Source organism: Rickettsia endosymbiont of Halotydeus destructor, assembly GCF_049278075.1.
In the GTDB taxonomy this organism is placed as follows: Bacteria; Pseudomonadota; Alphaproteobacteria; order Rickettsiales; family Rickettsiaceae; genus Rickettsia.
Map to the genome: position 1 here is coordinate 65126 of NZ_JAPNPB010000005.1, position 24918 is coordinate 90043.

Sequence of the window (24918 nt, forward strand, 5' to 3'; positions counted from 1 at the left end):
ATACGACTTATATTTATTTAGGAGCCAATATGCCAAATCGTGAAGCTAAAATTTATACAGTGAAATCAAGAGATACTTTATCGGGTATTGCTACAAAAAATGGTTTAACAGTTAATCAACTACTAACTATTCCAAATAATGAACAGTTTAAATCTAACCCTGATAAAATTTATCCAGGGAATAAGGTAAAAGTAAGTTATACTGTGAAAGTGGGGGATACTTTATCAGAAATTGCACAAAATTATGGTACTCCTATTCCGGATTTAGTTAAATATAATAATATAAGTAATCCTGATCATATTGAAGTAGGGTGGGAAGTTTTATTTTCCGGTAATTCGCCTGATTTTTCTTAAAAAGTTCTATTCTTTGGGGATCCATACAGCAATGCTGCCACGGTGGGCGTTGTTGCGTGGCTAGATTATGTCATTCCTGCGAAAGCAGGAATCTAGTAATTAATAATTAAACGTATTAGATTTTAAAATTAAAAGCTTGCTTTTTCTGGATTCCCGCTTTCGCGGGAATGACATAAAGGTTAATTTTTGATCCATGCAGCAATGCCGCCACGGTATGACATATACTATTCTATATCATTCTTTTTAAATGCAAATAATCGTTATATTTAGATAAATCTATATTATAGGGAAAGAATTTGTTGGTAATGTAATGTTCGAGTAAGGATATTAATCCTTGCTTGTAATGTTTTAAGTTTTCCTGGTTTAACTTTATTTCTGTTAGTTCGATATAAGGCGCTGAGGAAGAAATTTTCACATAAGCAATGGTTACACTCTTCTGCTCCTCCAAATTGGCTCTGCAAAATTTCGGGGGATTCGCATGCTCACCTAGCCTGTCTAGGCTGCGCGTGCTCACCCCTTGTTTTACATTCCAATTTAAAGGATCATTTGAGTATATATCATCTTGGGGAGCATTTATGATAAAGCCGTTTTCTAATATCATTAAAGCTTCAATAATAAGTTGCGGTGATAGCCCAGATTCAATTTCTTTTTTAGTCGGGATTGCACCGGTCTTATAATCAAGAATAGTTATTTGATTTAAATAGTTAATTTCAATTCGGTCAGCTATGCCAATAATTTTTATATTCTGCCCTGCAATATTTAATTGCAACTCTCCTTTAAGCTCAAAATAGATATTTTGACAATTTTTTCTTCGCTCATCGTCAAATAAAATAAAAGCTTTAGCAATCGGCAGAAGTTTTATTTGCCAAGTCTTTTTAGTATATCCTGGGAGAGATATATTTTGTAAAATATTATTACCGATATTTATTAAATTTTGTTGTTTTTCCTTTATATCGTGATCGCCATACTGAGCGTAATTTTTTGAATATTTCTCTAGCACTTTATGAATAAAATTCCCGAAATCCGCTATTTTAGGTTCTTCCCAAATCATATCTTTTTTACGCAAATTTAGAATTTTTTTAGCATAAAAACTATAAGGACTACGGATTAATGTTTCTGTATCGGTTACCGATAATATTTCTGGAAAATTATTGCTATAAGCTCCTGAATAGCTAGTTATGTCATTCCCGCGAAGGCGGGAATCCAGGCTTTTTATAGATTCTAAAGGTCGTAAATTCTCTCCTAAAATAAGCTGTAATTTTAGGAAAAAATTAGACGGTATCGTAGATTTACCGTTTTGTTTTTTAGCACGTAATATAATCACCTGTTTATTATTTAAAAACAAATAAAAATAATATAAAGATAAAGTAGAAGAAATTTCTTCATAATCTATTTTCAACTGTTTTTTAGCTTCTTTGCTAAGCCAGGGATGAATAGGAACGGGAGGCGGCCAGTTCTCATCATTGAAATTTGGCAATAACACCAGATCAAATTTTAATAAAGCCAAATCTTCAGCTGTACCGATTAGGATATTAGCCTCATCATTATTGTTGAAGTAACGCATATTAGATATTAAAGAGAAAAGCAGTCTGGGGAAATCTTGTTTTCTTTTAAGGCTAATATATTGGCTGAAATTTGCTAGATTATCCAAAAATTCTAATATTTCTGCTCCTCCTTCTTCTTGCCAAATATTAGGATAAAGCTTTTCAGCAATTTCACGAGTAGTTTTTAAAATATCCTGACTAGTATAAACTTTAACTCCGTATAAAATATTAATCAATTCTCGGCAATAAGCTATTAGTTCCTCATCCGTTGTTGCTTCCACTATCAATAACAAATGCGATGATGATGAAATAAAGCGATTTTTATTTAATAATATTATTTCTAATTTTTGAATATCCGGGGAAATTATTAAAGGGTTTTTTAGCAATAAAAATAATGTTTTTAAATCGAAATCATTACATAATATTTTAGTAATTGTAATAAGTATTTGACTAATATTAGTAGTTGCTAGGTCATTACCGAGTAAATCATTAAATACAGCGTCATTCAAAAAGCTTGATACAAGCGAATTTTTCGGCCTTCGTCTGTGCTCACGTACTATAGTACGCTGCGCAGACTCTTCCTTAAATTCATCTTGCCTGAAGCTTTTTGAATTTAGCTGTACCAACGAATATTTAAGCAAAAAGTTACAATATATTTCTTTAGCTTTTTGGTTATTAACAATAATTGCGATTTTTTTATGGGCGTTTTTCTGGCATATTAAAGCTACTTGCTCGGCTTCTTCGTAGATATTTAAGGGTTCTGCCGAATATATACTAGCAGTGGAAATAGTGGAGCTAGGAAAGCTTACTTCAGGATTGATTATAGAAACAGAGGGGAGGGGAGCTAATTCTTCCAGGAACTTTTTTATAATAGGATCTGTAGCAAATAGTCCCGCTATTATTACATCTCTATTAGTATCTTTTATTTTTGTTATTTCTTCTTCCAATATTGCTAGCTTATAGGCAGCTCTGCTTTGTTTCCCTGTCTCTGTTATTTTCGTTTGCCATTGCTCAAATCCATATTCCAAAAATTTATAAATTGTTTGCCAATATTTAGAATTGTTATAAGTTTCAATAGAGTGTATAGCAATATTATTACTTATTAGTTCGTTGAATAATTTACTTAAAAGCTCCGCCGCATTTAAAGCTTCATTTACGCTAAATTTTAATTTGTCATAATTACTAATTATTTCCGTAATGATAAGTTTTTCCTCTAAGGTAGTTATAGCTTTATAGTTTTCTTGAGTATCTTTTTTCTCTGAGATAATAGCTGCAAAGGGTAGAATGGTCGGTAAAACTATTATTTTATATTTAAGCGTTAAGATTTTTTGCAGCTCTATGCAAGCAAGATTATTCGGTAATATAATTAACCGCTTTCTCAAATCCTGGTCACCGAATTTATCAATAATAGATTTAGCGACCATTTCTAAAAAGGAAAAATCATGAGAAATTTTATATGAATTCATGAGGTTTATTTTTATAATTCTACGTCATTTCCGTGAAAACGAGAATTTAGGCTTTACTTTGTCATGCTGAACTTGTTTCAGCATCTATATTTTAAGTCATCCTGAAATAAATTCAGGATGACTTAAAAAGCATTTTCTGGATTCCTGCTTTCGCAGGAATGACATCGAGCACGCTTTAATTATCCACGCAATAATCTAACTACTTGCTTTAACAAGCTCTTTAAATAGATTTAAATCTATATCGTTATCGTTTAAATATTCGGGGTGCCATTGGACGCCTATGACGAATTTACGTGTTGTTAGTTCAATTCCTTCGATTATTCCGTCTTCGGCCTTGGCTGATATTATAAGCCCGCTACCAACCCGATTAACAGCCTGATGATGGGTTGAGTTAACCATTATTTGCGTTTTATTATTTGCTATCGTGGCAAGTTTAGTGCCTGCCTCAATAATAATTGAATGTGAAACTATATTTTTTGGGCTTGGCTGTTCGTGATTAATTATTATATTTTGACCATTATTTTTTATATAATCCGGTATGTGTTTAATAAGATTACCACCAAAGGCGACGTTTAATAGCTGCATTCCTCTACATATTCCTAAAATAGGAATATTTTTCTCTAGTGACTTTTTCAAAACCAGCATTTCAAACTCGTCACGTTCATCATTAGCAACAACTATTTCGTCGGCGTATTCTGGTTCATAAAATTTAGGATGAATGTCTTCATCACCGCCCGGGATAACTATCCCATCAATAATTGTCATTAAGTCATTTATGATAGTGCTATCCTGATAAGGTAAAAGTAAAGGTACGCCGCCAGCACGAATTATTGCATCAGTATAATTTTTACGTAGAGCATACCAGGGAAAAGCAGCATAAGTATATTTTTCACAATTATTAGCTAGATCTGGCGTAATACCGATTATCGGTTTTTTTTGAGTCATATTGTTGTGTGTTGTTGTTTCATTGCTTTTACAGTGTTCTTTAGTAAAAAAGCAATAGTCATGGGGCCGATTCCGCCAGGGACTGGAGTAATGTATTTTACTTTATCTTTAACGTTTTCAAAATCAACATCCCCGACTATTTTATTATTCAGTAATCTGGTAATTCCTACGTCAATTACCAGGGCATTTGAATTAAAATATTCTGTTGTTAAGTGTAAGGGTGAGCCTATTGCGGCTACTACTATATCAGCTTTAGAAGTTATAGAACTTAACTTTTGTGTTTGAGAGTGGCAAATAGTAACCGTGCAATTCTCTTTTAATAATAAAGCGGCAAGAGGTTTCCCTACTATGTTTGAACGTCCTACAATCATAGCATTTTTACCTATTAAATTTTTCTCATAGTGCTTAATTACTTCAAGGCAACCAAGAGCAGTGCAGGGTATGAAGCCTATATTTAATCCGCTATGTAAATAACCGACATTTAAAGGATGAAAACCGTCGACATCTTTATGAGGCGCTACTGCTGATAAAATACTATCTTTATCTATATGAGAAGGCAAGGGTAATTGGACGATAATCCCTGAAATACTAGTATCTTGATTTAACTCGTTAATTTTTTTTATTAACTCATCCGTATTTATTGTCGTGGGTAAATTTAATTGCAAAGTATCAATAGCTATTTTAGTTGCAGTTTTTATTTTATTTTGTACATATATAGTACTCGCTGGATTATTACCTATTAATATAATGGCAAGCTTCGGGGAAATACCGGTTTTGTTTTTAACTACCTCAATTTCTAATTTTAATTCTGCGAGTATTTTACTAGCCAAGAACTTTCCGTCAATTATGTTAGTCACTATTTTTTACTCTTTCGTCGAAAATTTAGTGGTAGAATACTCAAAATGTAAAGCTTTTCCATCAAATACACGGCTATAAGCATGATGAAGGCTGCTCGCTGCTTCTGCAAAACCAGTAAGAATTAATTTAAGCTTACCGGGATAGTGAGCAATATCGCCGATTGCGTAAATATTTGGAATATTAGTTTGGAAATATGGCGGTTCTACTTCAATATGATGCAAATTAATGTTTAAACCCCAGTTGCTAATAGGTCCGAGTTCTTGCTTCAGTCCAAAAAACGGCAATAAAATATTAGTTGGTAATAAACGAGTGTTGCCATGCAAATCTTTTACGCCGACATTTTCAAGTATTCCGTCATTTCCTTGCAGGGAGTCGAGTTGGTAGCCGATAACTAGCTCGATTTTACTGCTATCTGCTAGATTTTTTAACTGCCTTAAACTTTCATTTGCTGCTCTAAATTTATCACGCCTATGTACCAGATATATTTTTTTAGCGATTTCGGAAAGTGAGATAGCCCAATCAACAGCTGAATCGCCGCCGCCGGCTATGACTATTTCTTTATCTTGAAAGTTACTGCGGTTATTTATAAAATAAAATACCGATTTATTCTCAAATTTTTCAATATCTGCTAAAGGTGGTTTGTTTGGTCCAAAGGAGCCGCAACCAGCGGCGATAATAATAACTTTACCTTTGATGGTAACACCTTTTGAAGTTGTAACCTCGAAAATTCCGTCTTGTTCTTTTAATTTTATAGCTTGCTGGTTAAGATGATATATTGGATTAAATGGAGCTGCTTGTAATTCCAGTTGTTTTATTAACTCTGCTGCCATAATTTTAGGATATGCGGGTATGTCATATATCGGCTTTTCCGGGTAAAGGGTAATACATTGCCCACCTATTATTTCTTGCGAGTCTATAACGTGACATTTCATACCGAGCATGCCAGCTTGAAAAATAGCAAATAATCCCACCGGGCCGGCGCCGATTATTATAACATCCGTATTGTGCATAGTAATTTGTGATTAAATTTTATAGGATTTTATTGTAGAATGAACAAATAATCAACCTTCTTAAAAAAATAACTGAACTTTAATTATAAATTTATTGAAGTTTACAATATTATAACCGATTATGTTAGTGTAAGAGGTTTTGTGATTACGTGACTTGATAAAAGGTACAGTATGTCATTCCCGCGTAGCGTTGTTCCGTGTATACCTCCAACGTCATTGCGAGGAGGGACAAAGTCCCGACGTGGCAATCCAGAATAGCTCTCTGTCATTGCGAGCGACTAAAAGGAGCGCGGCAATCTTATGAAATTAGATTGCTTCGCTTCACTCTCAATGACGAAGTTGTTATTATTTTTTAGATTGCCGCGTCGCTACGCTCCTCGCAATGACGGTTTTATTGTTAATTTTTCTGGATTCCTCACCTAGTGCGGGAATGACATAATATTGTTTTATGCTTAATATTTGTTTAATTATTCTTTTTCTGTTTATTTGCTTAATGACTTATCTTTTCATTAGGGCAATAGATACTTTTACTCAGCTGTTAGTGCTAAATAGCTTTACAAGCATTACAACATTATTAATTTGTTTTTGTGGAACGTATTTAAGAAATAGCTCTTACTTAGATATTGCACTTATTTATTTTTTTCTAAGCTTTATAGCAAATAACGCTTATTTAAAATATTTTTTACATCAATCTAATCAGACTTAAAAATGGTTGTAGACATAGCACATGTTATAATATTGGGAAGCGGCTTAAGCGGCATGCTTACAGCATTATCGATGGCAAAAATCGGTATTAAAACTACTATTATCGAAAGTAAATCCCTTACGGCAAATAATTTCTATAGTGATATAAGAACTACGGCGATAACTCCATATTCTCAAAATTTTTTGAATAATCTTGAAATATGGTCAGAGCTAGAAAATTTAGCGGCTGAAATGCAGGATGTTTATGTAATTGACAATAAAGCGCTAGAGATACTACATTTGAGAAATAAGCTACGATGTCATTCCCGCGTAGGCGGGAATCCAGAAAAAGCTTCTGGTCATCCTGAATTTATTTCAGGATCTATTAAAAATAAGATGCTGAAACAAGTTCAGCATGACGAGCTAGATTCCTGCCTTCGCGGGAATGACATCAACGAGCTATCAGCTCCTCTTGGATATGTAGTAAAAAATAGTGAGTTTAAAAAAATCCTCGTAACAAAAATAAAAGAGAATTCTTTAATTAACTTAATCGATGAATGTGAATATAAAAAAGTAGAAAGCAAGCCCGCCCACTCTGTTATGACCCTGGATAATAATAAGCAGATTATTTGTGACTTATTAATAGTGTGTGACGGATATCATTCAAAAGTTCGCTCATATTATTTTAGTGATGAAATAGCAGAATCTTATCAAACGGCACTAACCTTTGATATTAAGCATGAAATAAAGCATGATAATTGTGCTATGGAGCATTTTTTGCCACTTGGTCCTTTTGCTCTTCTGCCATTAAAAAATCAAAATAGCTCTTCAGTAATATGGTCTACTAGTGCTAGGCAGGCGTCTTTACTGCAAAATTTATCTGCTGAAGAATTTGAATATTTAGTACAAAGAAATTGTGGAAAGTCTTTAGGCAAAATTACTATTGATAGTGAAATTTCTGCTTTTCCGTTAAAAGCTCGTTTAGCGAGTAGGTATTTTCATAATCGCATAGTGCTTATTGCCGATAGTGCTCATATTATCCATCCCCTTGCCGGTCAAGGACTAAACCAAGGAATAAAAGATATTGAAACTTTAACACAACTGATAAATGTTGAGGGAATAAAAGCAGAAATTTTGCAGCAATATCAAAAATTAAGACAAAATGATAATTTTATTATGTATAAAATTACCGATGAGCTAAATAATATTTTTTCAAATTATTCTAAGAATTTATGGTATTTACGGCGTTTAGGTTTTAAGGCTATCGATAACTTAAAACCAATTAAAAATTTGATAACAAAATATGCTATGGGTGAGAGGTGATACTTTCTCTTGTCATAACGTGATCAAGCCACGGTATGACCCCAATACGTTTTTCAAAAATTCAAGAGTGTATTTATGAGTAAGAAAAATTTAAGCAGTAAATCATCTATTAATACGCCTGTGGAAGGAGCAGAAAATGCAAAAGAGAGCAATAAGACACTTAAAGCCTCTATAAATACTCCTGAAAATGTTACTATATTAAACTCTAAATCAGACCAGGAGCAGACGCCAATTAGTCTTTCTGAAATACAACAGGAACAGCAATCGCAAAAAAATAAGCCAGCAGAAAAAAGAACACTGAAAGAGGATGCAACACTTTATGGCGCTAGAGCGGCTCGTGCAGGCCTTGCTACAGGCGCTGCAGCAGTAGAAATAGTAAAGGGGGTAAGCAAAGTTGCTGTTACCCATAATCCTGTTCATATAGTAGAGGGAGTAATTAATGTAGGAGAAAAAGTAGCAAAAGCTTATGATCCAATTGATAAGCTTCAGCAAGGTGCAAAAATTAAAGAAAAAGGTCCACCTAGCGCGGGTTTAGCTGATAAGGCATTAAATAAAATCAGAACTTTACCAGGCGGTGAAACTACAGCAAATGTACTAAAGAAAACATATAAAACGTTAGGTAGTAAAGCGGTAAGACGTACAGCCAGAATTGGCGGCGTCATGGTATCGTTAGCTCTTAATCCTACTCCTATAGGGCTGGGTCTTGCTGCACTCTCTTTATCAGCGGTTGCTTATAATGTTGGAAAAGAAACTCTAGAAGTAAGAGCAGATAAACGCTTAGATAGAAAGAAAGAAACCTTAGAAAATATTAAAGCTAATTATGTAAAGCAAGTAAATTTAGTAGTTAGTACTCAAAAAGATAAAGCAAAAGGTAGCCCTGCACTTAAAAATTTTCTAGATACTAAATTACCTAAAATTTATCAAGAAAAAGCTGAACCTGAAAAATTAAATACTACGAGAACTAGAGAGATTTTAAAAGCAGTACGAGATACTACCTTAGAGATTACAGCTTTAGTTGCACAAGCAAGCTCTGCAGGTGGTATTATAGCTGGGGTGGCGGCAGGTGTTATTGGTGGAGGAGTGAATATCTTAGGTGAAGCAGATGCAAAATTAGTACGTATGGAGCAACAAAAAGATAAAAAAAATCAAATAAATAACTTAAAAACATCGATAGGAAATTATGAAAATACGAAAGACTTACTTGAAAAAGAAAGGCAAGCAAAAATAGATACCAAAGCATTAGAAGAATTTTTAACAACTACCCCTACAATTGATAAATTAAGTGAGCAGCAGCTAAGAGAACATTTTAATGTTACGAGAGCAAAAGTTGCAGAAAGGCAGGAATTTTTACCTCCACCTGAAAAAACTAATTATGAAAAAGTTAAATCGGCAGTAAAAGCCGGAGCCGGTTATTTTGTTGAATCACAATTTGGTGATTTAAAAGAATTATATGGTTCGGATAAAAAAAACCAGGATATTAAATCTCCAGCTCCTGCTGCTTCCCCTGAACTTGGTAAAGTTAAATCACCTGAAATTGTTAAAGAAAAAGTAAAAGAACAAGCACAGCATATGCAAGAAAGTTTAACACATGGTAACGTTACGGCGTATAAATCGAGTATCTCTGCTCCGTCCACTACTCCTGCTGCTCCGTCTCATAGCAAGCATAATGAATCGTCACGAGGTTAATTTGACGATAACAAAGTTTTATAACTACTTAATAGATTATATTTTACCGTCCAGGTGTTTGGCATGTTCAGAAATATTAAATAGTAAGGGGGAGTTTTGCTCTAGTTGTTGGGGTAAGCTTGATTTTATTGCAAAGCCTTATTGTTCTTCCTGCGGACGTAAGCTAGAAATCGCAATTTTAGAAAATTTTTGTTGTACACGCTGTTATCATAATAAACCAAATTATGATCTGGCTCGTAGTTTACTTAAATTCAATGAATATAGTAAAAAAATAATTCATCAATTTAAATATCAAGATAAAACCGTATTTGCCAAGACTTTTGCAAAGCTATTATGTAATAGATACGCCAAAGAAATTGAGAATATTGATTTAATCGTACCGGTACCAATGAATAGATTTAAAAGATTGCTGCGAATGTATAACCCTGCTCATATTTTAGCACAGGAAATTGCCAAAATAACTGGTAAAAATATAAAAGCCGATACATTAATCAAAGCAAAATGGACGAAATCGCAAACATTTTTATCAAAAAAGCAAAGAGTAAATAATATTAAAAATAGTATTAAATTTAATAAAAAATATGAGATTGCTAAACAAAAAATTTTATTAATTGATGATGTAATAACTACCGGTACTACTATTTACGAGTGCAGCAAGATTTTACGTAAGGCAGGAGCAAACTCTATATATGTTATGACTATTGCCATGACATGAAAATATTAAGTAGTTATTGCAAGGATACTCGAATGTCATTGCGAAGATACTCAAACGTCATTGCGAGGAGGGCCGCCGCCCCTGTCATTGCGAGGAGCCGCCAGGGCGACGCGGCAATCTAGAAAATATAGTCATTAATTAGATTACCGCGCTCCTTACAGTCACTTACAATGACGGTTGGGATTACGGATTGCCGCGTCGCTACGCTCCTCGCAATGACAGGATTTTATACCTTGAAAAATAATTCGGTGATTAAATAATTACTAATCAAAATGAGAATAGAAGAGTTTACTACGGCCAAGGTGGTTGCCATCCCAACGCCTTTAGCCCCTTTATCGGAATAATAGCCGCTATAGCAACTTACTATGGAAATAATAAGGCCGAAAACTCCTGCTTTAACTAACCCCGAGATTACGTCAATTGATTCTAAATATTGAAAGGTGTTAGTTAAATAGCTTATGCTGTTGAAATTAAGTTTATATACTCCTACTAAATAACCGCCCATTACGCCGACTATGTCACCGATTAATACTAAGCACGGTAAGGTGATAACTGCCGCTATTACTCTTGGAAATACTAAATATTTAATAGGATTAGTAGATAAAGTATATAGAGCATCTACTTGTTCGGTGACTCGCATCGTAGCAATTTCAGCAGCAATTGAAGCACCTACGCGACCAGCAACCATAAGACCGGCAAGAACAGGGCCAAGTTCTCTGGTTAAAGATAACACTACTACCGTTGCAATTGAGCTTTCGGCAGAAAAACGTGAAAAGCCGGTGTAGCTTTGTAAAGCAAGCACTGCACCGGAGAAAAAAGTAGTCATTGCGACAACCGGCAAAGAATAGAAACCGATAAATAATAATTGACGGTAAATTAAACTGAAATAGATAGGGGGTCTAACTATACTACTAACTGCTGCGAAGCTAAACAATGAAAAAGCTCCAATATTTCTTGCTATATCGATAGTGCGTTTACCAATTAAGTTGGCTATATTAAGTATCATTTTTATTCACTCCTGTGAAATGGATAATTGATATACGAAGATCAACTTCAAAAAGAGCAAGGAGTCTATAAGCCCTCGGAGCACAGCGTATACTTAATACGTGGCTACCTGCGATCTTATAAGACGACAAAAGCCAAGAACAATTTGATTTTGATAGATGAATTTTAAAGCGAGTCTGCGCAAGTGTATAAATAATACATGCGTAAAGACGAGCTTTACAAAATTCGCTATCAAAATCAAATTGGCGAAGGCTAGGCAATTTTTGAAGTTCATCGAGTATATACTCTTTTATATCTGTTACCAAGACTAGTTAATATTTCATATCCAATAGTGCCAATAATATTCGCTATTTTATCTGGAGTACAATAATTCCCTATTATCTCTACTTTTTGACCTAGAAAAATTTGTGAATGCGGTAGATTGGTAACATCAATATTAACTAAATCCATCGATATACGTCCTACTACCGGAGCAACATAACCGTTAATAACTACCTCTCCGCAGTTACTAAAATTTCGGCTATAACCGTCCGCATAACCAAGCGGTAACGTGGCAATTATGCTATCCCGTTTAGTCGTAAATGTTCTATTATAACCGATCGGGCTACCTGCTGTCAATTTTTGTAAATGTATTATCGGTGCCGTAAGAGTAACAGGGTTTTGCATTGGATTCGGTTTACCTTCACCTAAAGGATTAAGACCATATAAAGCCATCCCAGGTCTGACTAAATCAAAATGGTAATCTTTACCTAGAAATATAGCACCTGAGTTAGCTAAACTTGTTTTTATGTCAGGAAAATGTTGTAAATAGCTTTTAAATTTTGTTAGTTGCTCAAAATTATAAGGGTTATCGGCTTCTTCAGAAGCGGCTAAATGACTTATAATATATTGTAACTGTAAGCCTTCTAGTAAATTACGATTATTGATTATATTTTCTATTTCATTACTCGAAAGGCCCAAGCGATTTATGCCAGTATTAAAATGCAGAAAACACGGTAATAACTGATTACGAGCTTTAGCAAATTGTCGCCATATTTTAATTTGCTCTAGGTTATTAAGTACTGGTATTAAATTATATTCAACAAATTCTGCAGCATCATTTTGAGAAACACCGTTAAGGACCAAAATATTTGAGTTGTTATTTAACGTTTTTCGTAGATTTATTCCTTCCTCGTTTGAAGCAACGAAGAAAAATCGACAATTTTCTTCTTCTAATGCCTTAGAAACTTCATTTGCTCCAAGTCCATAGCTATTTGCTTTAACGGCCGCTCCCACTGCCGAAGTCGTGCAGATATTACGTAAAATACGATAATTAGCTTTTATTTTTGCTAAATCAATTTCAAGTGTGCATTGTGCTAGCTGCATATTTTTATAGAACAAAGATAGATTTATAAAGGAAAGATGAGCAGGAAAGATATTATAGCATTATTGGATTTTGTCGATGATTTTCGTAAAGCTAAATTATATGAACTTCCAGGCTGAACTTAAAAATAAAATGAGTTTTGACCACCAGAGAACCAAGCTAAAAGCCCTTTGGGTGGTCGGGAAGTTCACAGAACCGTTAACAAGTACAGCTACGATAGTTTTTAGGCTTATAGTGAAAACTATAAGCCCTGAACATGTACTATCATCTCCCCGACCATAGTGAGTCGAGGATTAATCATATAACGTATGATTACCGCTTGTTACATTTAGAGCCGTGACACCCCAGAAGCAGCCTTGCAGCTACTCCCTATGAGATTTTAGTTAAATTTATTTTCAAGTCAATATTAAAAAATAAATTATTAATTAAAACAATCCTTGATTAAATATTAATTATTTAGTATGTAGTTAGTAGTTATTGAAGAAAATAAAGTAAATGAGAATAATATGTTAGATTATGACCTTGAGTTAGTAGGACCTAAAATTGCTGAAATAAAACCCCAAATGGAATCTGAATTAGAAAATTTTTCTAATGATAAGAAAAAAATTGAGTATGTAAAAACCAAGTTATTTGAATGTATATCGAGTGACGATATTATAACTGCTCTAGCAATAATTAATTGTGCTATTGGAGTTACCGGAATTTCAGCTAGAGAGTTTGATTTGCATTGTATTGAAAAAAAAGCATATGCAGATTTTCACGGTGATTTTGCCTTAAGCTTTATAGGTTGTTGTGAAGCTTTACATTATTTTGACGAATAACAAATCATTTATAATATTGATAAACGAATGAAAAAAAAATACTTATATATAGATAGTTCTGACGATGAGAAAGAAAATAATGTAATAAAAAATATTACTAAAATAAGTTATAATAATTATTTATTAACTAATATATTAAATATAAAAGGTGTAAATAGTGCTGCTGAGCTTAAAGAAAATTTAGGATTAATATTACATAATTTAGCCGATAGATTATGTGGAAGTCCAGCTATTAATAGTATTTATCAAAAAATTAAAGGACAAAAACTAAATTTAAATGAAAATACTTATAAGAAAATATTAATTGATATTAAAACTGCTTTTAATAAAAAGCTAACTCAATTATTTACTGACGATAATAAAGAAAATAATCCCGCAGATGAAGATTATATTCAATTATTTGATTTTGTATTTAATAAAAAAACTCCTATTCCAGAAATATTTACTTTAAAGTCAAGTATCAAAATAGTTGATGTAAGAAAAATATTACTTAAAGAGCTGCAAACCGCTAAAATTAATTTAAAGCCATTATATAAAAATCCATTAAATATTGACATAGAAAATAGTAATTCCAATGAAATTCTATCCTGTTCTAAAGTAGTTAATCGAAATAATAAAAATAAAATAAAATATTTAACTGTAGTAGAAACGGATAAGCATAGCTCTTCTAGTATTTATAACATAAGTAATTCCCAATTAGATTCTTTTACTGATATTCATGTAATACATTATCATACTGGGAATGTTCAAACTGAAATATTTGGTTTTGGTAATTATAAAGAAATATTGCAAAAAATACCTCAAAATGCTTTATATAGAAGTGCTATGGTAAAATGTATTTTTAATATAATCCAAAATAAAGAAATTAATATTGAAGAGCTAGAAATAACCCAAGGCTTAAATAATTTTGCTGAACAATTAGCTCATTTGTTATTTATTGTTGAAATGCAAAGAAATAATGCCACGTTATTTACTGCACCGATGTTTCTTGAACTAATCGTCAAGGATGAAAAATATTTAAAATATGAGAAATTTTTTCCCATGTCGGCAAAAACTGCCGTTTCTCAAGCAAGAGGAGTAGCTAAGGATAATGATAAGAAATTACCTAATACCCATATTATGGATTACGATATAACTAACGTGAAAAAAAGCGATTTATTGCTTAAAAGAGAAGGAAATATTTTAATTGAATGGCTTACGGGAGTAATAGGAAATAATAAGCTAAATTGTTTGGCAGAAGTATATAATGGAGTAGCTTTAACAAAAATTATTAAGAAAAAAGAAATAGAACATATAAGTATTAAAGAATTACAAGATTTTTTAGGTGAGATAGATAAAATAGAAAATTGTCCTCATAATTTGTTAACTGCGCTAAAAGAAAGCTTAAATAATTTAATACCTAATTTTGGAAAAAGGCCGGAGCAGTATTTAAATCTTGCTAAAGAAAATCTTCTTAAAAAAAATATATTTACAGAAGATATTAAAGACCTAATAGAAGTAACATATTGTATATTTGAAGAAACATTACATAAGCTTGAGAGTTTTTTACTACAAACGCAAAAAAAATTAGCCGCTGATATTGAGCAGGCTTTGCCGGAGATTTTGACAATATTATGTGAGAAAATAAAAGAATGGTATAATATTGAAGTACCGGAGTATGTTACTGCTAATCCGCTTCCTAAGGATGTAAAGGATAGTAAAATTCTCAGAGATATTACCAATAGCAACAATAATGCTGCTAAATCTTTAAAGATTTCATTTCCTAATCCTTGTAAAAGAAAAATGGGCGAGGAGAATATAGAAAATGATAGCAATAAGATTTTAAAAATATTAATGGAGCAGGAAGCAAATAATTTACTTAATACAATCGATGAATTTTTATTAATGGGAGATGAAGAGGGGGGGTATAATTCTTGAGTTTTTGATTATGTAATTCTTTTAAAATCGGTGATAATATTATAATCCTTTTCCGGTCCTAGAATTTGATAATTTAGTATAAAAGAATTTGAGTTAAGAAAAGTATAGGTAGCTTCATATCGATCCCGATTACACAAATAAGTGCCGAGAGCTTTTAAAGGTAAGCTCTCGATAAAGTTTAACTGATAAAATAAATTACTATTTTCTTTGGAATTAAAATATTTGATAATTTTATTATCTCCAAAAGCATATCGATATTCTTTAACCGCAGATATTTTGCCTGCTATATTATTGTAATTAATTTCTAATTCTTCTTTATATAGCAAATTATTAGCTCCAGCTTTTAAAAAATATGCTATTCCTTCACCAGTACCGTGGTTACCCACAACCCTTTTGATAAAATATTTCCCTTCTAAGCGAAAGAATATTTCTTTTGTTGTTTCACTAATAGCCGCCTTCATCTTCACTAAAGATTTTTCCTAAAATATTTGTTTCGTCTGGATTATCTAAAATGTTTGAATTATATTTTAATAAACTAGCTTTTATATTATCTAATTGTTGGTTTGAAGAGAGAATTCCTGTCTTGTACCAACTTAATGGTAGACTCGTTTCTTGAGAGCAAAAATTTATTACCTTCTCTATATCTAATTGATTTAAAATTTCTTCTCCTATATTAGAACATTTAAAAAGAATAGTAGAGAGTTTATTATAATCATTTTGAAATTCATCAGGTATTTTAGTAATGATTTCAAATTGTTTTTTAAATGATAAAGAGTTAGTTGGATTTGTTAGTAAAAAAATTAAATTTGTGCATTTTTCCCCGGCTTCTAATAATTTATCTAGCCCTATTTCTTCTATAAGTGATTTATTAATATTTTGAAAAGCGTAAAGCATATATTGAATTTTATCATTATTACCTGGATATTTTTTAAATATTTGCGAGATAACGTCCAATCTGGTTTCAAAATTAACTAATTCATTATTACAAAGAATATTAATTATTTTAGTTCCTCCAAATGATTCTAAGCTTTTTATAAAACTATTCATCTCTTTTGCTATTAATTTATTTTGAGATAACAATTTATTAAGTGCTGCTGCATATAAATTAATATTGCCTAGATTTGCGTAATTTAATCCTTCAAATAAGTCACTATACTGATTCTGTAAATTATTAGCTGCTTTTGTACGATTAAATTCAAAAAATTCATCAAAATTGTTATAGGTAGGTATTTTTTCAAAATTATCAAGTGTTCCAAGTTCTAGCTTTCCTGCAATTTTATAAGCACTTTTAGAATCAGAATATTGAAATAAACTTCCATCCTTCGGTGTAATAATATTCTCTGTAGAGGCTGATAAACGAGGAGTTTTCCCGCCGCTGCCTAAATATATTTCCATTAAGTTATCATTTTGTATTGCTTCGGTTAATTTTGATAAGAATGGAAGAAATAATTTTTTTCCTTCGGGTAAATGTTCAAAAGAGTCAAGCATTAACACTTCTCTGCCTTCCTCATTGACTCCAAGCCAAGCATAAGATTGAGCCATAATTTTGCCTTTAGAATCGGTAAGAATGTAAAAACCTGCTGTATCTTTAGTAAAGCCGTCTATCACGCATTTCTCAGAGTCACCGCCAATAAATTGACAGCATTGAGTCATTTTTCCTAAAAATAATCCTCTTAAGTCGCCTGCCGGTAATTTACTAAAAGTATAAGTTTCTCCCTTTGCTTGTATGTTAAATTTTATATCAGGGAGATGATCATCTTGCTGTTTAACATTCGGTAGTATTTTATCAATTATTCTAGTAAAAATATCTTCAGAATAATTATATTTGTGACATAATTTAGCAAGTTCTGGATATGAATCTTCCTGTGCAAATTTTATGTTTTTAGCTGTTTCTTTTAGAGCTTTAAATGTTTGATTTAAGTCAGAATTATTTTCATTGTATAGCTCAATTATTTGTATGCCGGCATTTTTGATATCAAGAGCCTTAGCAAACAACTTTATACCCTCTTTACCGTATTTACCGTTAATTGTATGCCATAAATCTCTTTCTTCTTTTGTAAGCTCGCTTAAGTGAATCGACTCAATAGGGATCAATAATATACCGGCTTCTGCTGATTGCGGCGTAGAGAAATCAATAGTGGTTAAAAAATTATGTAAATCTTCTGGATTATTAAAATATTGTGCAAGGTTAAAGGCAAAAGTATTACTTACAAAATTGCTTTCATAGAAATTACTTATAAAATTTATAGTAGTTACAACTTCTTTCACTACTTCATTATCTAATATATTTAACTGTTTTATCAAATGTTGTGTTATTTGAATAAATGCGTTATTCTCCTCTTCATTTTCATCAATTGGTTCTATCTCATCCTCAAAGTCTTTTAACTCTACTTTTTGGTTATTTATAATTTTTTTTAATACATTGTCATTGCAATCATCAAATTTACTCTTGCGACTCGTCGCTGCTCGAAAAACCTCCTCATCAGCTAGCTTATGGAAATTTTCACGTAGCGTATTTTTAAATGCTTCAGCTGTGTCTTTATTTACTTCGGGTAAATCTAAAACATGAATATTAGCAAGTAAGAATTTAGCATGCTCTATAGTATCTAATGGAGCTATACCAATTTTATAACTGTTATTTTCTAAACACTTTTGTAATTGAATTTGCTCATTTTTTAAATTTTGTTCTGACTTAGGAGCGCCAATTTGTATAAAATCATTATATTGTTTAGTAATTGTATCTTTTGCTTTTTCATTTTTTGTGGCTGCTATCTTTTTAAGAAATCCCTGAGCTTTTTCGTTGTTACGATTTTGTACTAAAGTAAGCTCTAGAACAATCTGCTCCAATCTTGTTATTAACGGTTCTTGCCAATTAGGCTTATTAAGCAAAGACTGTAAAGACTTAAAAAATTCATAAGTTATTTTCATATTCAAATCTATGTTTTATAGTTAATAAAATAATTGATGATTTACTTTTCCATATTTGCACTATTGACAAAGATTTGAATATGAAAAGCAAAAATAGTTAATATTTTAAGAAAGTATTGAGATGTAAAGCGCACTATAAAGAAATATTAAGATATTGTCAATGTATTATTAAGATTTTAAGATTATAGTAATAAAATTATTATTTGAGTTATCTTATTTAATAAGGGGTAAAAATAAGCTAAATTCGTTAGTAGATTAGTAATAAATAGTGGTTTTACTGAGCGCAGAGTTTACTTAAGAAATACTAATTAAAAGAGGGGGGATTAAGGGAATTATTAAAAAAGTTATAGAGAATAAATTTTATAAGGGCGGTTAAAATTCGAAAAAAAGAAAGGGAGCAAAAGATTTCTAAAGCTGGCGGGGAGCGCGGGGTACGTTATGCGAACCTTTAACGAGTTTAGGCTAGCTTTAATTCGAGCGACGCTTAAGCCTTACTATGCTTTAATTTGAAACCTACTAAATTTAAATATGGCTTACTACCCATATAAATATATGGACATTTAAAACAAAATTTAATATTATAAATTAACGATTATAGGTTCAAAATGCATTCTTCTTTTGAATGGGATGAAGAAAAAAATAAAATTAATATCCAAAAGCATAATGTAAATTTTTATGAAGCTCAGAAAGCATTTTTAGATATAAATAGGATAATTTTAGAAGATATAGACCATAGTATTATAGAAAAAAGATATTTTTGTTTAGGTAAGGTTGAGGATGGTATTTTAACAGTCCGTTTTATGTTCCAGGACAACCATATAAGAATTTTTGGAGCAGGATATTGGCGTAAAGGTAAGAGGATTTATGAACAAGAAAATAAGATATACTGAGGAAGAAATAGGTGCAGTGAAAATAGTAAAAGATTTTTTGCCGCCTCCTAAAGAGTTGTTATTAAAGGATGATTCTGTTAAAATAACTATTTCTTTAAGTAAAGAAAGCGTAGAATTTTTTAAAAATCAGGCAGCTACCGCACATGTTCCTTATCAAAAAATGATTAGGATTTTACTGGACAAGTATACTAAACATTATAAGGAAAGTAAGCGAGGTTAATACGTCTAAGATTCATTGGCGGAGAGGAGGGGATTCGAACCCCTGACACGTTGCCGTGAACACGCTTTCCAGGCGAGCGCCTTAAACCACTCGGCCACCTCTCCAAAAGAAAAAACTAGTCGTTACTAGAAGATATTAGTTTCGTCATTGCGAGCGACTAAAAGGAGCGCGGCAATCTAAAACAATTTGTTCCGTCATTGCGAGCGAAGCGAAGCAATCTAGCTAACTTCATAAGATTGCCGCAGCCACTTCGTGGCTTCGCAATGACAGTATTTTGCTGGCGTTTCCGATCCACGCAACAATGTCTTCAGTCGCTCGTGATGACGGTTTGGGTATTCACACAACAACGTCTACTTACAATGACGAGGTTTTTACTTATTATAATGCAAAAATATATTATTTGCTTCTTTTAATTCTTCCTGGGTATTAACTCCTATAATCAAATTATAATCTTCCGACAGTAAATAATCTACTTTTTCAGCATAATTTTTGCATATTTTAACCATTTTCGTAAGATAAAACTCTTTTTTGCTATTAGCTGTTTCAAATCTTAACTCCGGCAAATATTTTTTTAATATACCGGGGGCAAATGCCATTACACCGGAATTACAATGCGTAATTTTTTTTTCTTCCTCGGTAGCATTTTTAAATTCAATTATTTTTAAAAAATTTCCCTGCTCATCGGTAATTATTCGACCGCATTCTGCCGGATCGTCTCTTTCAAAACTTAAGGTTGTAACGGCTGAATCGGTTACTTCTAAATGATTAATCAGCTCTTTAATAACCTTGGGCGTAATTAACGGATGATCGCCGTATAATACGGTCGTTATTTTGTCATCATCAATAGAATTTAAAGCAGAATATACTGCATGAGCTGTCCCGAGAGGCTCTTCTTGCAAAATAAATCGACATATATTCTCATAAGGTGCTAAATATTTTTTTAACTGCTGCGAGTAAACAAGAATAATATCATTAGTTACTTGAGCTGCGTTCTTTAGGACCATTTCAAGCATTGGAGTATTTCCAACTTTATGCATCACTTTAGGCATATCCGATTTCATTCGACTACCGTTGCCGGCTGCTAAGATAATTATTTGAATTCCCTTGTTCATTATTCGCCTTGAAGAATTTCGTAAACATTATCCGATAATTCATAATTGCCGAAAACTCTTTGAACGTCGTCGCTTTCTTCTAAGACTTCAATTAATTTTAATAGCTTTTCGGCTCTTTCGGTGTCATCAATAATTATGGTATTTAACGGTATCCATCCGATATATGATTCTTCAGGTACACCATATTTATTAGTTAAATATTCAAGGATGTGAGAAAAATTTTCAACGTCGGTATAAATAGAGTGAAATTCTTCATCAGAATTTACGTCATTTGCTCCGGCTTCGATTGCTATTTCCAATATTTCTTCAATAGATGCAATATTTGAAGGATATTGTATAACTCCGAGGTGGTTAAATAAATAACTAACACTACCGGTTTCTCCGAGGTTGCCGCCGTATTTAGTGAAGGCTGAACGCACTTCGGCAGCGGTACGGTTTTTATTATCGGTCAAGGCTTCAACTATTATCGCAATGCCGTTTGGAGCAAAACCTTCGTAACGTATTTCGGTATAATTTTCGGTATTAGATGAATCGGCTGCACTATTAACGGCTCTGTCTATTCTTTCCTTTGGTAAATTCTGACTACGCGCCGAAGTTAAAGCGCTTCTAAGACGAGGATTATTGTTCGGATCGACTGAACCTGCTTTAATGGCAGTCACTATCTCACGAATTAACTTAGTAAAAACCTTGGCTCTTTTTTTATCTTGAGCACCTTTGCGATGTTGAATATTTTTAAACTTTGAATGCCCGGCCATTTCGCTATTATTATTATATAATTCTTAAAAGATGAGTAATATAATTAACCTTGTTTTGCTTTAAATCTTTTGTTTTTCTTATTTATTACAAAGATTTTTCCTCTTCTTTTAACTATCTGACAATCCTTGTCTCTTTTTTTCAAAGATTTTAATGAACTTACAACTTTCATAATTATACCTGATACATATTATTATATTTATCGAGTATAATAAACATTTTTAACAAATCAGTCAATAATCAATTTTTTTAAGAAAAAACCATGAAATGTGGTTTTTTCTTGCCAAAAATTAAACACTTTGTTATAAGTAGTTTATAAAATTTAACAAACCAGGAATTATTTTATGACAATAGTTATTAAACAAAAAGAATTAAACCAAACAAATGAACAATTAAGTATTTTAGTAAATAATATTGCTAATAAAAATGAAAAATGGGAAATACACTGTAAAAGCTCGGAAGAATTTAATACAAAATTAATACAATTTGCTAGAAAAGCAGATATATCTAGTATAATTTCAAAGTTAGAATACCAATCCTCTCTAGAATGGCCATACTCAATTTTTAATACTGTAGGCCAATATGCCGTACTTACAAAAATTGCTGAAAATGCTTATGAAGATGAGAAAGCAGGTAAACAAGAGCAGGCTGATTGGCAGTGGAAAGCTATACTTGCAATATTAAATCCTAAGAAAATTAAAAAAGAAGCAATAAACTATTGTAGTTTTATTAAAGGATGGAATACTGAAAATAAAGAAGGTGAACCACAAAATGATCGGCTTTAAATTTATTAAAAAAAGCTAGCACAAATATATAAATACCTCTGTTAAATATAAAATACCTCTAAAGGTTTATATAATATATCTTAAGTTTCTAAAAATAATTCAGATGTTTATATTAATCTTAAAATTGGAAAAATAAAAATAACATAAAGTAATGATTATAATTGATTTAATTAAACATATCTAACTTTTCTTGATTTATAAGGTAGGCTAGAATATAATAACTTATTAATGAAAATATATAAAGATATTAGGAGAATGTTACTACGCCTGATTATTTCTTTATTGCTGGCTTACCACCCTCATTCTTATGCTATCGCAGACACAGAAATTGCCGAATCTAATAAATGTTCAAAGCTTTTCCCCTATTATGAAAAAAAATTAAATATTCCTACTAATACCTTACATTCAATAGCGCTGAAAGAATCCGGTAAAAAACATAAAAAACATAAAATTAGTGTAGTGTGGCCCTGGGCAGTTAATGTTGAGGGAAAAGGATATTATTTTAATAGTAAAAAAGAAGCAGTGATATTTGTAAAAAAACAAATTATCAAAGGTAAAGAAAATATTGACGTCGGCTGTATGCAAATTAATCTTAAACACCATCTAGAAGCATTTGATTCACTTAATCAAGCATTTGACCCTAGTAAAAATATTAAATACGGTGCAGAATTCCTGCGATCAAAATATGATCGATTAGGAAGTTGGCATAAAGCTATCGCTCATTATCATTCGGCTACTCACTCCCTTGGTAATAAATATAAGCAAGATGTCGCCAAAATTGCTAGTAATATGGCATTATATAAAGCTTCTTTAAGTAATTACGGTGATAATACTTTAGAAAATGCTGCTGCTGTGGAAAGCTTCAGTAATCTTACCAATAATAGTAGAGTCCAAAAAAAATCACTTTTTAATAGTAATAAACGATATAGAAGTAGTATTATGGTGCCCATACCGGTAAAAACAAATTCTAACTCTTAAGAATGTTATGGCTACTAGATTATTGATAATATATTTTTTATTACTCTATGCGGTTAGTGCAAACGCTAATATTAACGAAAATAAGCAGCAGATATCACAAAGCTCAGATAAGCAAGCGGTAATAATATTACCATGGAGTGAGGACGTCGATATGTTTAACTCTCATTCTAAAGAAAAATTATCTTTTTCCTCAAAACAAATAGAAAAAGAAAAGAAAATTCATGAAAAATATTATTTAACTCAAAGTAATCCAGCTAACTTCTCTACTTTTTTTGTAGAAAAGCCTGTTAGTACTGTAGATTTAGTAATATCAAATTTTTTAAAATTTTGTGAGGATAATTATGCAGCTAAATATAAAACTACTTCGCCAAATATTCAATTTAAAAGACAAGAAGAGTTTTTAAATGAAATGAAAGAGCAAGAACGCAAAATATATGATAAGCTACACTCTCGGAAAAAATAAGCGTTGCTCATATGGCTCGAAAAATAACAACAAAGCCGTCATCGCGAGGAGTTGCAATAGGCAACGACGTGGCAATCTAGCTCTTACCACGCTCCTTAGATATTTGAGATAATAGGTTACTAACATATTCGATAGAGATAAATTACGAGTTAAGCGTGATAATGCGCATAAAGCAATCGATAAGAGTTTGTTTATTAAGCACTCGGCAGAAGATATAATTGAACGGTTAAAAATAATTGATAAAAGCTTTGAAAATATTTTAGATATCGGTTGCCGAGCCGGGTATTTGACTAAATTACTTAAAACAGATTACCCTGATGCTAAAATTGTTGCCGCCGATATGTCGGATTCGTTGTTGAATTCCTTTAAGCATGATCATAAATTATTAATCGACGAAGAACAATTAGAATTAGCGGAAGCTTCATTTGATTTGATAACTTATTCGTTGGGATTGCACTGGATAAATGATATACAAAAATTTTTATTTAATATTAAAAAATTCTTAAAACCCGATGGTATTTTTATCGGTAATTTTGTCGGCGGAGGTAGTTTAAAAAATTTACGTAATTGCTTAATTGAAGCAGAAATAAGTGTGGGTCATACTCACTCTCCTCATATTTCTCCTTTTATTCATTTTGATCATATGCTGCCTCTGCTTACTGGAGCAGGTTTTCTAGAGATAATTATTGATTATGAAAATATTAAATTAGAATTTGATACTTCGTTAGATTTAATGAGAGAAATACAAAATATCGGCGAGTCAAATGCGCTAATTCAAAGATCTCATTACGGAGTTTCTAAACAAATGCTTTCTTTACTCGAAAAAAGTAATGGAAATATTTTTGAAGATCAAATTACTTTAATTAGTTTCATTGCTTCGCCTATAAAAAATAGTATAAGATTGAAGTGAATCTAACAATGTTGTTGAGCGGATAGCTTAAAGCATGCCCGATGTCATTCCCGTGAAAACGGGAATCCAAAAAAATAATCTTAAAGTTGGTACAAAAATTATACATTTGATAAAATAAACATATAAAAAATAAATTTTTTATATGTTTTACTAGGTTCTGTGCACCTAATTGAATTATTATAATTTTGA

The 24918-nt window shown here is 31.9% G+C and carries 23 protein-coding genes, 1 tRNA gene and 1 pseudogene; 13 read left to right on the plus strand and 12 right to left on the minus strand.

Going from position 1 to position 24918, the window contains the following annotated elements:
• The first annotated feature begins 29 nt into the window (after positions 1 to 29).
• Entirely contained in the window at positions 30 to 353 is a 324-nt protein-coding gene (locus OTR29_RS05440; protein ID WP_422229791.1) for a LysM peptidoglycan-binding domain-containing protein, read from the plus strand.
• Positions 354 to 582: 229 nt separating this feature from the next.
• Here the strand turns inward: OTR29_RS05440 and OTR29_RS05445 are convergent, their stop codons facing one another.
• From OTR29_RS05445 to OTR29_RS05460, 4 genes are all read right to left on the minus strand, one after another.
• A complete protein-coding gene (locus OTR29_RS05445; protein WP_422229793.1) occupies positions 583 to 3363 on the minus strand; it encodes a palindromic element RPE3 domain-containing protein in 2781 nt (926 codons plus the stop codon).
• A 195-nt stretch (positions 3364 to 3558) separates the two neighbouring features.
• The gene (locus OTR29_RS05450) at positions 3559 to 4308 is read right to left on the minus strand and encodes a gamma-glutamyl-gamma-aminobutyrate hydrolase family protein (protein ID WP_422229795.1); all 750 of its coding nucleotides are present in this window, start codon (positions 4306 to 4308) and stop codon (positions 3559 to 3561) included.
• Positions 4305 to 5165, minus strand: coding sequence for a tetrahydrofolate dehydrogenase/cyclohydrolase catalytic domain-containing protein (locus OTR29_RS05455; protein WP_422229796.1), 861 nt, complete (start codon positions 5163 to 5165; stop codon positions 4305 to 4307). The genes OTR29_RS05450 and OTR29_RS05455 overlap by 4 nt, the downstream gene beginning before the upstream one ends.
• A 6-nt stretch (positions 5166 to 5171) precedes the next feature.
• Positions 5172 to 6176 carry an NAD(P)/FAD-dependent oxidoreductase gene (locus OTR29_RS05460; RefSeq protein WP_422229798.1) on the minus strand — a complete coding sequence of 335 codons (1005 nt, stop codon included), beginning with the start codon at positions 6174 to 6176 and terminating at the stop codon, positions 5172 to 5174.
• A 448-nt stretch (positions 6177 to 6624) separates the two neighbouring features.
• On the opposite strand from OTR29_RS05460, the gene OTR29_RS05465 reads away from it, so the two are divergent.
• From OTR29_RS05465 to OTR29_RS05480, 4 genes and pseudogenes are all read left to right on the plus strand, one after another.
• Complete coding sequence (locus OTR29_RS05465) at positions 6625 to 6882, plus strand: monovalent cation/H+ antiporter complex subunit F (RefSeq protein WP_422229800.1); 258 nt, start codon at positions 6625 to 6627, stop codon at positions 6880 to 6882.
• A gap of 2 nt (positions 6883 to 6884) precedes the next feature.
• On the plus strand, positions 6885 to 8183 hold the full coding sequence (locus tag OTR29_RS05470) for an FAD-dependent monooxygenase (RefSeq protein WP_422229802.1): 1299 nt from the start codon (positions 6885 to 6887) through the stop codon (positions 8181 to 8183).
• Positions 8184 to 8684: 501 nt separating this feature from the next.
• A pseudogene (locus OTR29_RS05475) lies at positions 8685 to 8978 on the plus strand (hypothetical protein); the annotation flags it as partial.
• A gap of 892 nt (positions 8979 to 9870) precedes the next feature.
• The gene (locus OTR29_RS05480) at positions 9871 to 10584 is read left to right on the plus strand and encodes a ComF family protein (protein ID WP_422229804.1); all 714 of its coding nucleotides are present in this window, start codon (positions 9871 to 9873) and stop codon (positions 10582 to 10584) included.
• Between the two features lie 226 nt (positions 10585 to 10810).
• On the opposite strand, the gene OTR29_RS05485 is transcribed toward OTR29_RS05480, so the two are convergent.
• Together OTR29_RS05485 and OTR29_RS05490 are read right to left on the minus strand one after the other, a co-directional pair.
• On the minus strand, positions 10811 to 11590 hold the full coding sequence (locus tag OTR29_RS05485; RefSeq protein WP_422229806.1) for an MlaE family ABC transporter permease: 780 nt from the start codon (positions 11588 to 11590) through the stop codon (positions 10811 to 10813).
• 269 nt (positions 11591 to 11859) lie between these two features.
• The gene (locus OTR29_RS05490) at positions 11860 to 12954 is read right to left on the minus strand and encodes an alanine racemase (protein WP_422229808.1); all 1095 of its coding nucleotides are present in this window, start codon (positions 12952 to 12954) and stop codon (positions 11860 to 11862) included.
• A gap of 504 nt (positions 12955 to 13458) precedes the next feature.
• Between OTR29_RS05490 and OTR29_RS05495 the strand changes: the two genes are divergently transcribed.
• Positions 13459 to 13773 (plus strand): hypothetical protein, encoded by a 315-nt coding sequence (locus tag OTR29_RS05495; RefSeq protein ID WP_422229810.1) that lies wholly within the window; start codon positions 13459 to 13461, stop codon positions 13771 to 13773.
• 27 nt (positions 13774 to 13800) lie between these two features.
• Positions 13801 to 15690, plus strand: a complete 1890-nt coding sequence (locus tag OTR29_RS05500) for a hypothetical protein (RefSeq protein ID WP_422229812.1) — start codon at positions 13801 to 13803, stop codon at positions 15688 to 15690.
• Positions 15691 to 15698: 8 nt separating this feature from the next.
• Here OTR29_RS05500 and OTR29_RS05505 read toward each other — a convergent pair whose 3' ends face one another.
• Both OTR29_RS05505 and OTR29_RS05510 read right to left on the minus strand, forming a co-directional pair.
• A complete protein-coding gene (locus tag OTR29_RS05505) occupies positions 15699 to 16151 on the minus strand; it encodes a DUF6314 family protein (RefSeq protein WP_422229814.1) in 453 nt (150 codons plus the stop codon).
• Complete coding sequence (locus tag OTR29_RS05510; RefSeq protein WP_422229816.1) at positions 16135 to 18618, minus strand: hypothetical protein; 2484 nt, start codon at positions 18616 to 18618, stop codon at positions 16135 to 16137. Before OTR29_RS05510 ends, OTR29_RS05505 begins: the two co-directional genes overlap by 17 nt.
• 605 nt (positions 18619 to 19223) lie before the next feature.
• Here OTR29_RS05510 and OTR29_RS05515 point away from each other — a divergent pair.
• Together OTR29_RS05515 and OTR29_RS05520 are read left to right on the plus strand one after the other, a co-directional pair.
• Positions 19224 to 19508, plus strand: a complete 285-nt coding sequence (locus OTR29_RS05515) for a BrnT family toxin (protein ID WP_422229817.1) — start codon at positions 19224 to 19226, stop codon at positions 19506 to 19508.
• Positions 19483 to 19728, plus strand: a complete 246-nt coding sequence (locus OTR29_RS05520; protein WP_422229819.1) for a CopG family transcriptional regulator — start codon at positions 19483 to 19485, stop codon at positions 19726 to 19728. The genes OTR29_RS05515 and OTR29_RS05520 overlap by 26 nt, the downstream gene beginning before the upstream one ends.
• A gap of 16 nt (positions 19729 to 19744) precedes the next feature.
• Here OTR29_RS05520 and OTR29_RS05525 read toward each other — a convergent pair.
• The 4 genes from OTR29_RS05525 to ykgO form a co-directional block, all read right to left on the minus strand.
• Positions 19745 to 19832 (minus strand) — tRNA-Ser (locus tag OTR29_RS05525).
• A gap of 267 nt (positions 19833 to 20099) precedes the next feature.
• A complete protein-coding gene (locus OTR29_RS05530; protein WP_422229821.1) occupies positions 20100 to 20840 on the minus strand; it encodes a sugar phosphate nucleotidyltransferase in 741 nt (246 codons plus the stop codon).
• Positions 20840 to 21595 (minus strand): YebC/PmpR family DNA-binding transcriptional regulator, encoded by a 756-nt coding sequence (locus tag OTR29_RS05535; protein ID WP_422229823.1) that lies wholly within the window; start codon positions 21593 to 21595, stop codon positions 20840 to 20842. Before OTR29_RS05535 ends, OTR29_RS05530 begins: the two co-directional genes overlap by 1 nt.
• 44 nt (positions 21596 to 21639) lie before the next feature.
• Positions 21640 to 21765, minus strand: coding sequence for a type B 50S ribosomal protein L36 (gene ykgO / locus OTR29_RS05540; RefSeq protein ID WP_004998227.1), 126 nt, complete (start codon positions 21763 to 21765; stop codon positions 21640 to 21642).
• A 172-nt stretch (positions 21766 to 21937) separates the two neighbouring features.
• Between ykgO and OTR29_RS05545 the strand changes: the two genes are divergently transcribed.
• The 4 genes from OTR29_RS05545 (at position 21938) to OTR29_RS05560 (ending at position 24729) form a co-directional block, all read left to right on the plus strand.
• The gene (locus OTR29_RS05545; RefSeq protein ID WP_422229825.1) at positions 21938 to 22378 is read left to right on the plus strand and encodes a hypothetical protein; all 441 of its coding nucleotides are present in this window, start codon (positions 21938 to 21940) and stop codon (positions 22376 to 22378) included.
• 255 nt (positions 22379 to 22633) lie between these two features.
• Positions 22634 to 23356: a lytic transglycosylase domain-containing protein gene (locus OTR29_RS05550; protein ID WP_422229829.1), complete on the plus strand. Its 723-nt coding sequence runs from the start codon at positions 22634 to 22636 to the stop codon at positions 23354 to 23356.
• 7 nt (positions 23357 to 23363) lie between these two features.
• On the plus strand, positions 23364 to 23819 hold the full coding sequence (locus OTR29_RS05555; RefSeq protein ID WP_422229827.1) for a DUF2532 domain-containing protein: 456 nt from the start codon (positions 23364 to 23366) through the stop codon (positions 23817 to 23819).
• A gap of 193 nt (positions 23820 to 24012) precedes the next feature.
• Positions 24013 to 24729 carry a methyltransferase domain-containing protein gene (locus OTR29_RS05560; RefSeq protein WP_422229831.1) on the plus strand — a complete coding sequence of 239 codons (717 nt, stop codon included), beginning with the start codon at positions 24013 to 24015 and terminating at the stop codon, positions 24727 to 24729.
• Positions 24730 to 24918: the final 189 nt, after the last annotated feature.

Excerpts from the sequence above, each read along its gene's own strand:
- OTR29_RS05440 (WP_422229791.1), top strand. The coding sequence starts at position 30 with ATGCCAAATCGTGAAGCTAAAATTTATACAGTGAAATCAAGAGATACT.
- OTR29_RS05445 (WP_422229793.1), bottom strand. The coding sequence starts at position 3,363 with ATGAATTCATATAAAATTTCTCATGATTTTTCCTTTTTAGAAATGGTC.
- OTR29_RS05450 (WP_422229795.1), bottom strand. The coding sequence starts at position 4,308 with ATGACTCAAAAAAAACCGATAATCGGTATTACGCCAGATCTAGCTAAT.
- OTR29_RS05460 (WP_422229798.1), bottom strand. The coding sequence starts at position 6,176 with ATGCACAATACGGATGTTATAATAATCGGCGCCGGCCCGGTGGGATTA.
- OTR29_RS05465 (WP_422229800.1), top strand. The coding sequence starts at position 6,625 with ATGCTTAATATTTGTTTAATTATTCTTTTTCTGTTTATTTGCTTAATG.
- OTR29_RS05470 (WP_422229802.1), top strand. The coding sequence starts at position 6,885 with ATGGTTGTAGACATAGCACATGTTATAATATTGGGAAGCGGCTTAAGC.
- OTR29_RS05485 (WP_422229806.1), bottom strand. The coding sequence starts at position 11,590 with ATGATACTTAATATAGCCAACTTAATTGGTAAACGCACTATCGATATA.
- OTR29_RS05490 (WP_422229808.1), bottom strand. The coding sequence starts at position 12,954 with ATGCAGCTAGCACAATGCACACTTGAAATTGATTTAGCAAAAATAAAA.
- OTR29_RS05495 (WP_422229810.1), top strand. The coding sequence starts at position 13,459 with ATGTTAGATTATGACCTTGAGTTAGTAGGACCTAAAATTGCTGAAATA.
- OTR29_RS05500 (WP_422229812.1), top strand. The coding sequence starts at position 13,801 with ATGAAAAAAAAATACTTATATATAGATAGTTCTGACGATGAGAAAGAA.
- OTR29_RS05505 (WP_422229814.1), bottom strand. The coding sequence starts at position 16,151 with ATGAAGGCGGCTATTAGTGAAACAACAAAAGAAATATTCTTTCGCTTA.
- OTR29_RS05510 (WP_422229816.1), bottom strand. The coding sequence starts at position 18,618 with ATGAAAATAACTTATGAATTTTTTAAGTCTTTACAGTCTTTGCTTAAT.
- OTR29_RS05515 (WP_422229817.1), top strand. The coding sequence starts at position 19,224 with ATGCATTCTTCTTTTGAATGGGATGAAGAAAAAAATAAAATTAATATC.
- OTR29_RS05520 (WP_422229819.1), top strand. The coding sequence starts at position 19,483 with ATGAACAAGAAAATAAGATATACTGAGGAAGAAATAGGTGCAGTGAAA.
- OTR29_RS05530 (WP_422229821.1), bottom strand. The coding sequence starts at position 20,840 with ATGAACAAGGGAATTCAAATAATTATCTTAGCAGCCGGCAACGGTAGT.
- OTR29_RS05535 (WP_422229823.1), bottom strand. The coding sequence starts at position 21,595 with ATGGCCGGGCATTCAAAGTTTAAAAATATTCAACATCGCAAAGGTGCT.
- ykgO (WP_004998227.1), bottom strand. The coding sequence starts at position 21,765 with ATGAAAGTTGTAAGTTCATTAAAATCTTTGAAAAAAAGAGACAAGGAT.
- OTR29_RS05545 (WP_422229825.1), top strand. The coding sequence starts at position 21,938 with ATGACAATAGTTATTAAACAAAAAGAATTAAACCAAACAAATGAACAA.
- OTR29_RS05550 (WP_422229829.1), top strand. The coding sequence starts at position 22,634 with ATGTTACTACGCCTGATTATTTCTTTATTGCTGGCTTACCACCCTCAT.
- OTR29_RS05555 (WP_422229827.1), top strand. The coding sequence starts at position 23,364 with ATGGCTACTAGATTATTGATAATATATTTTTTATTACTCTATGCGGTT.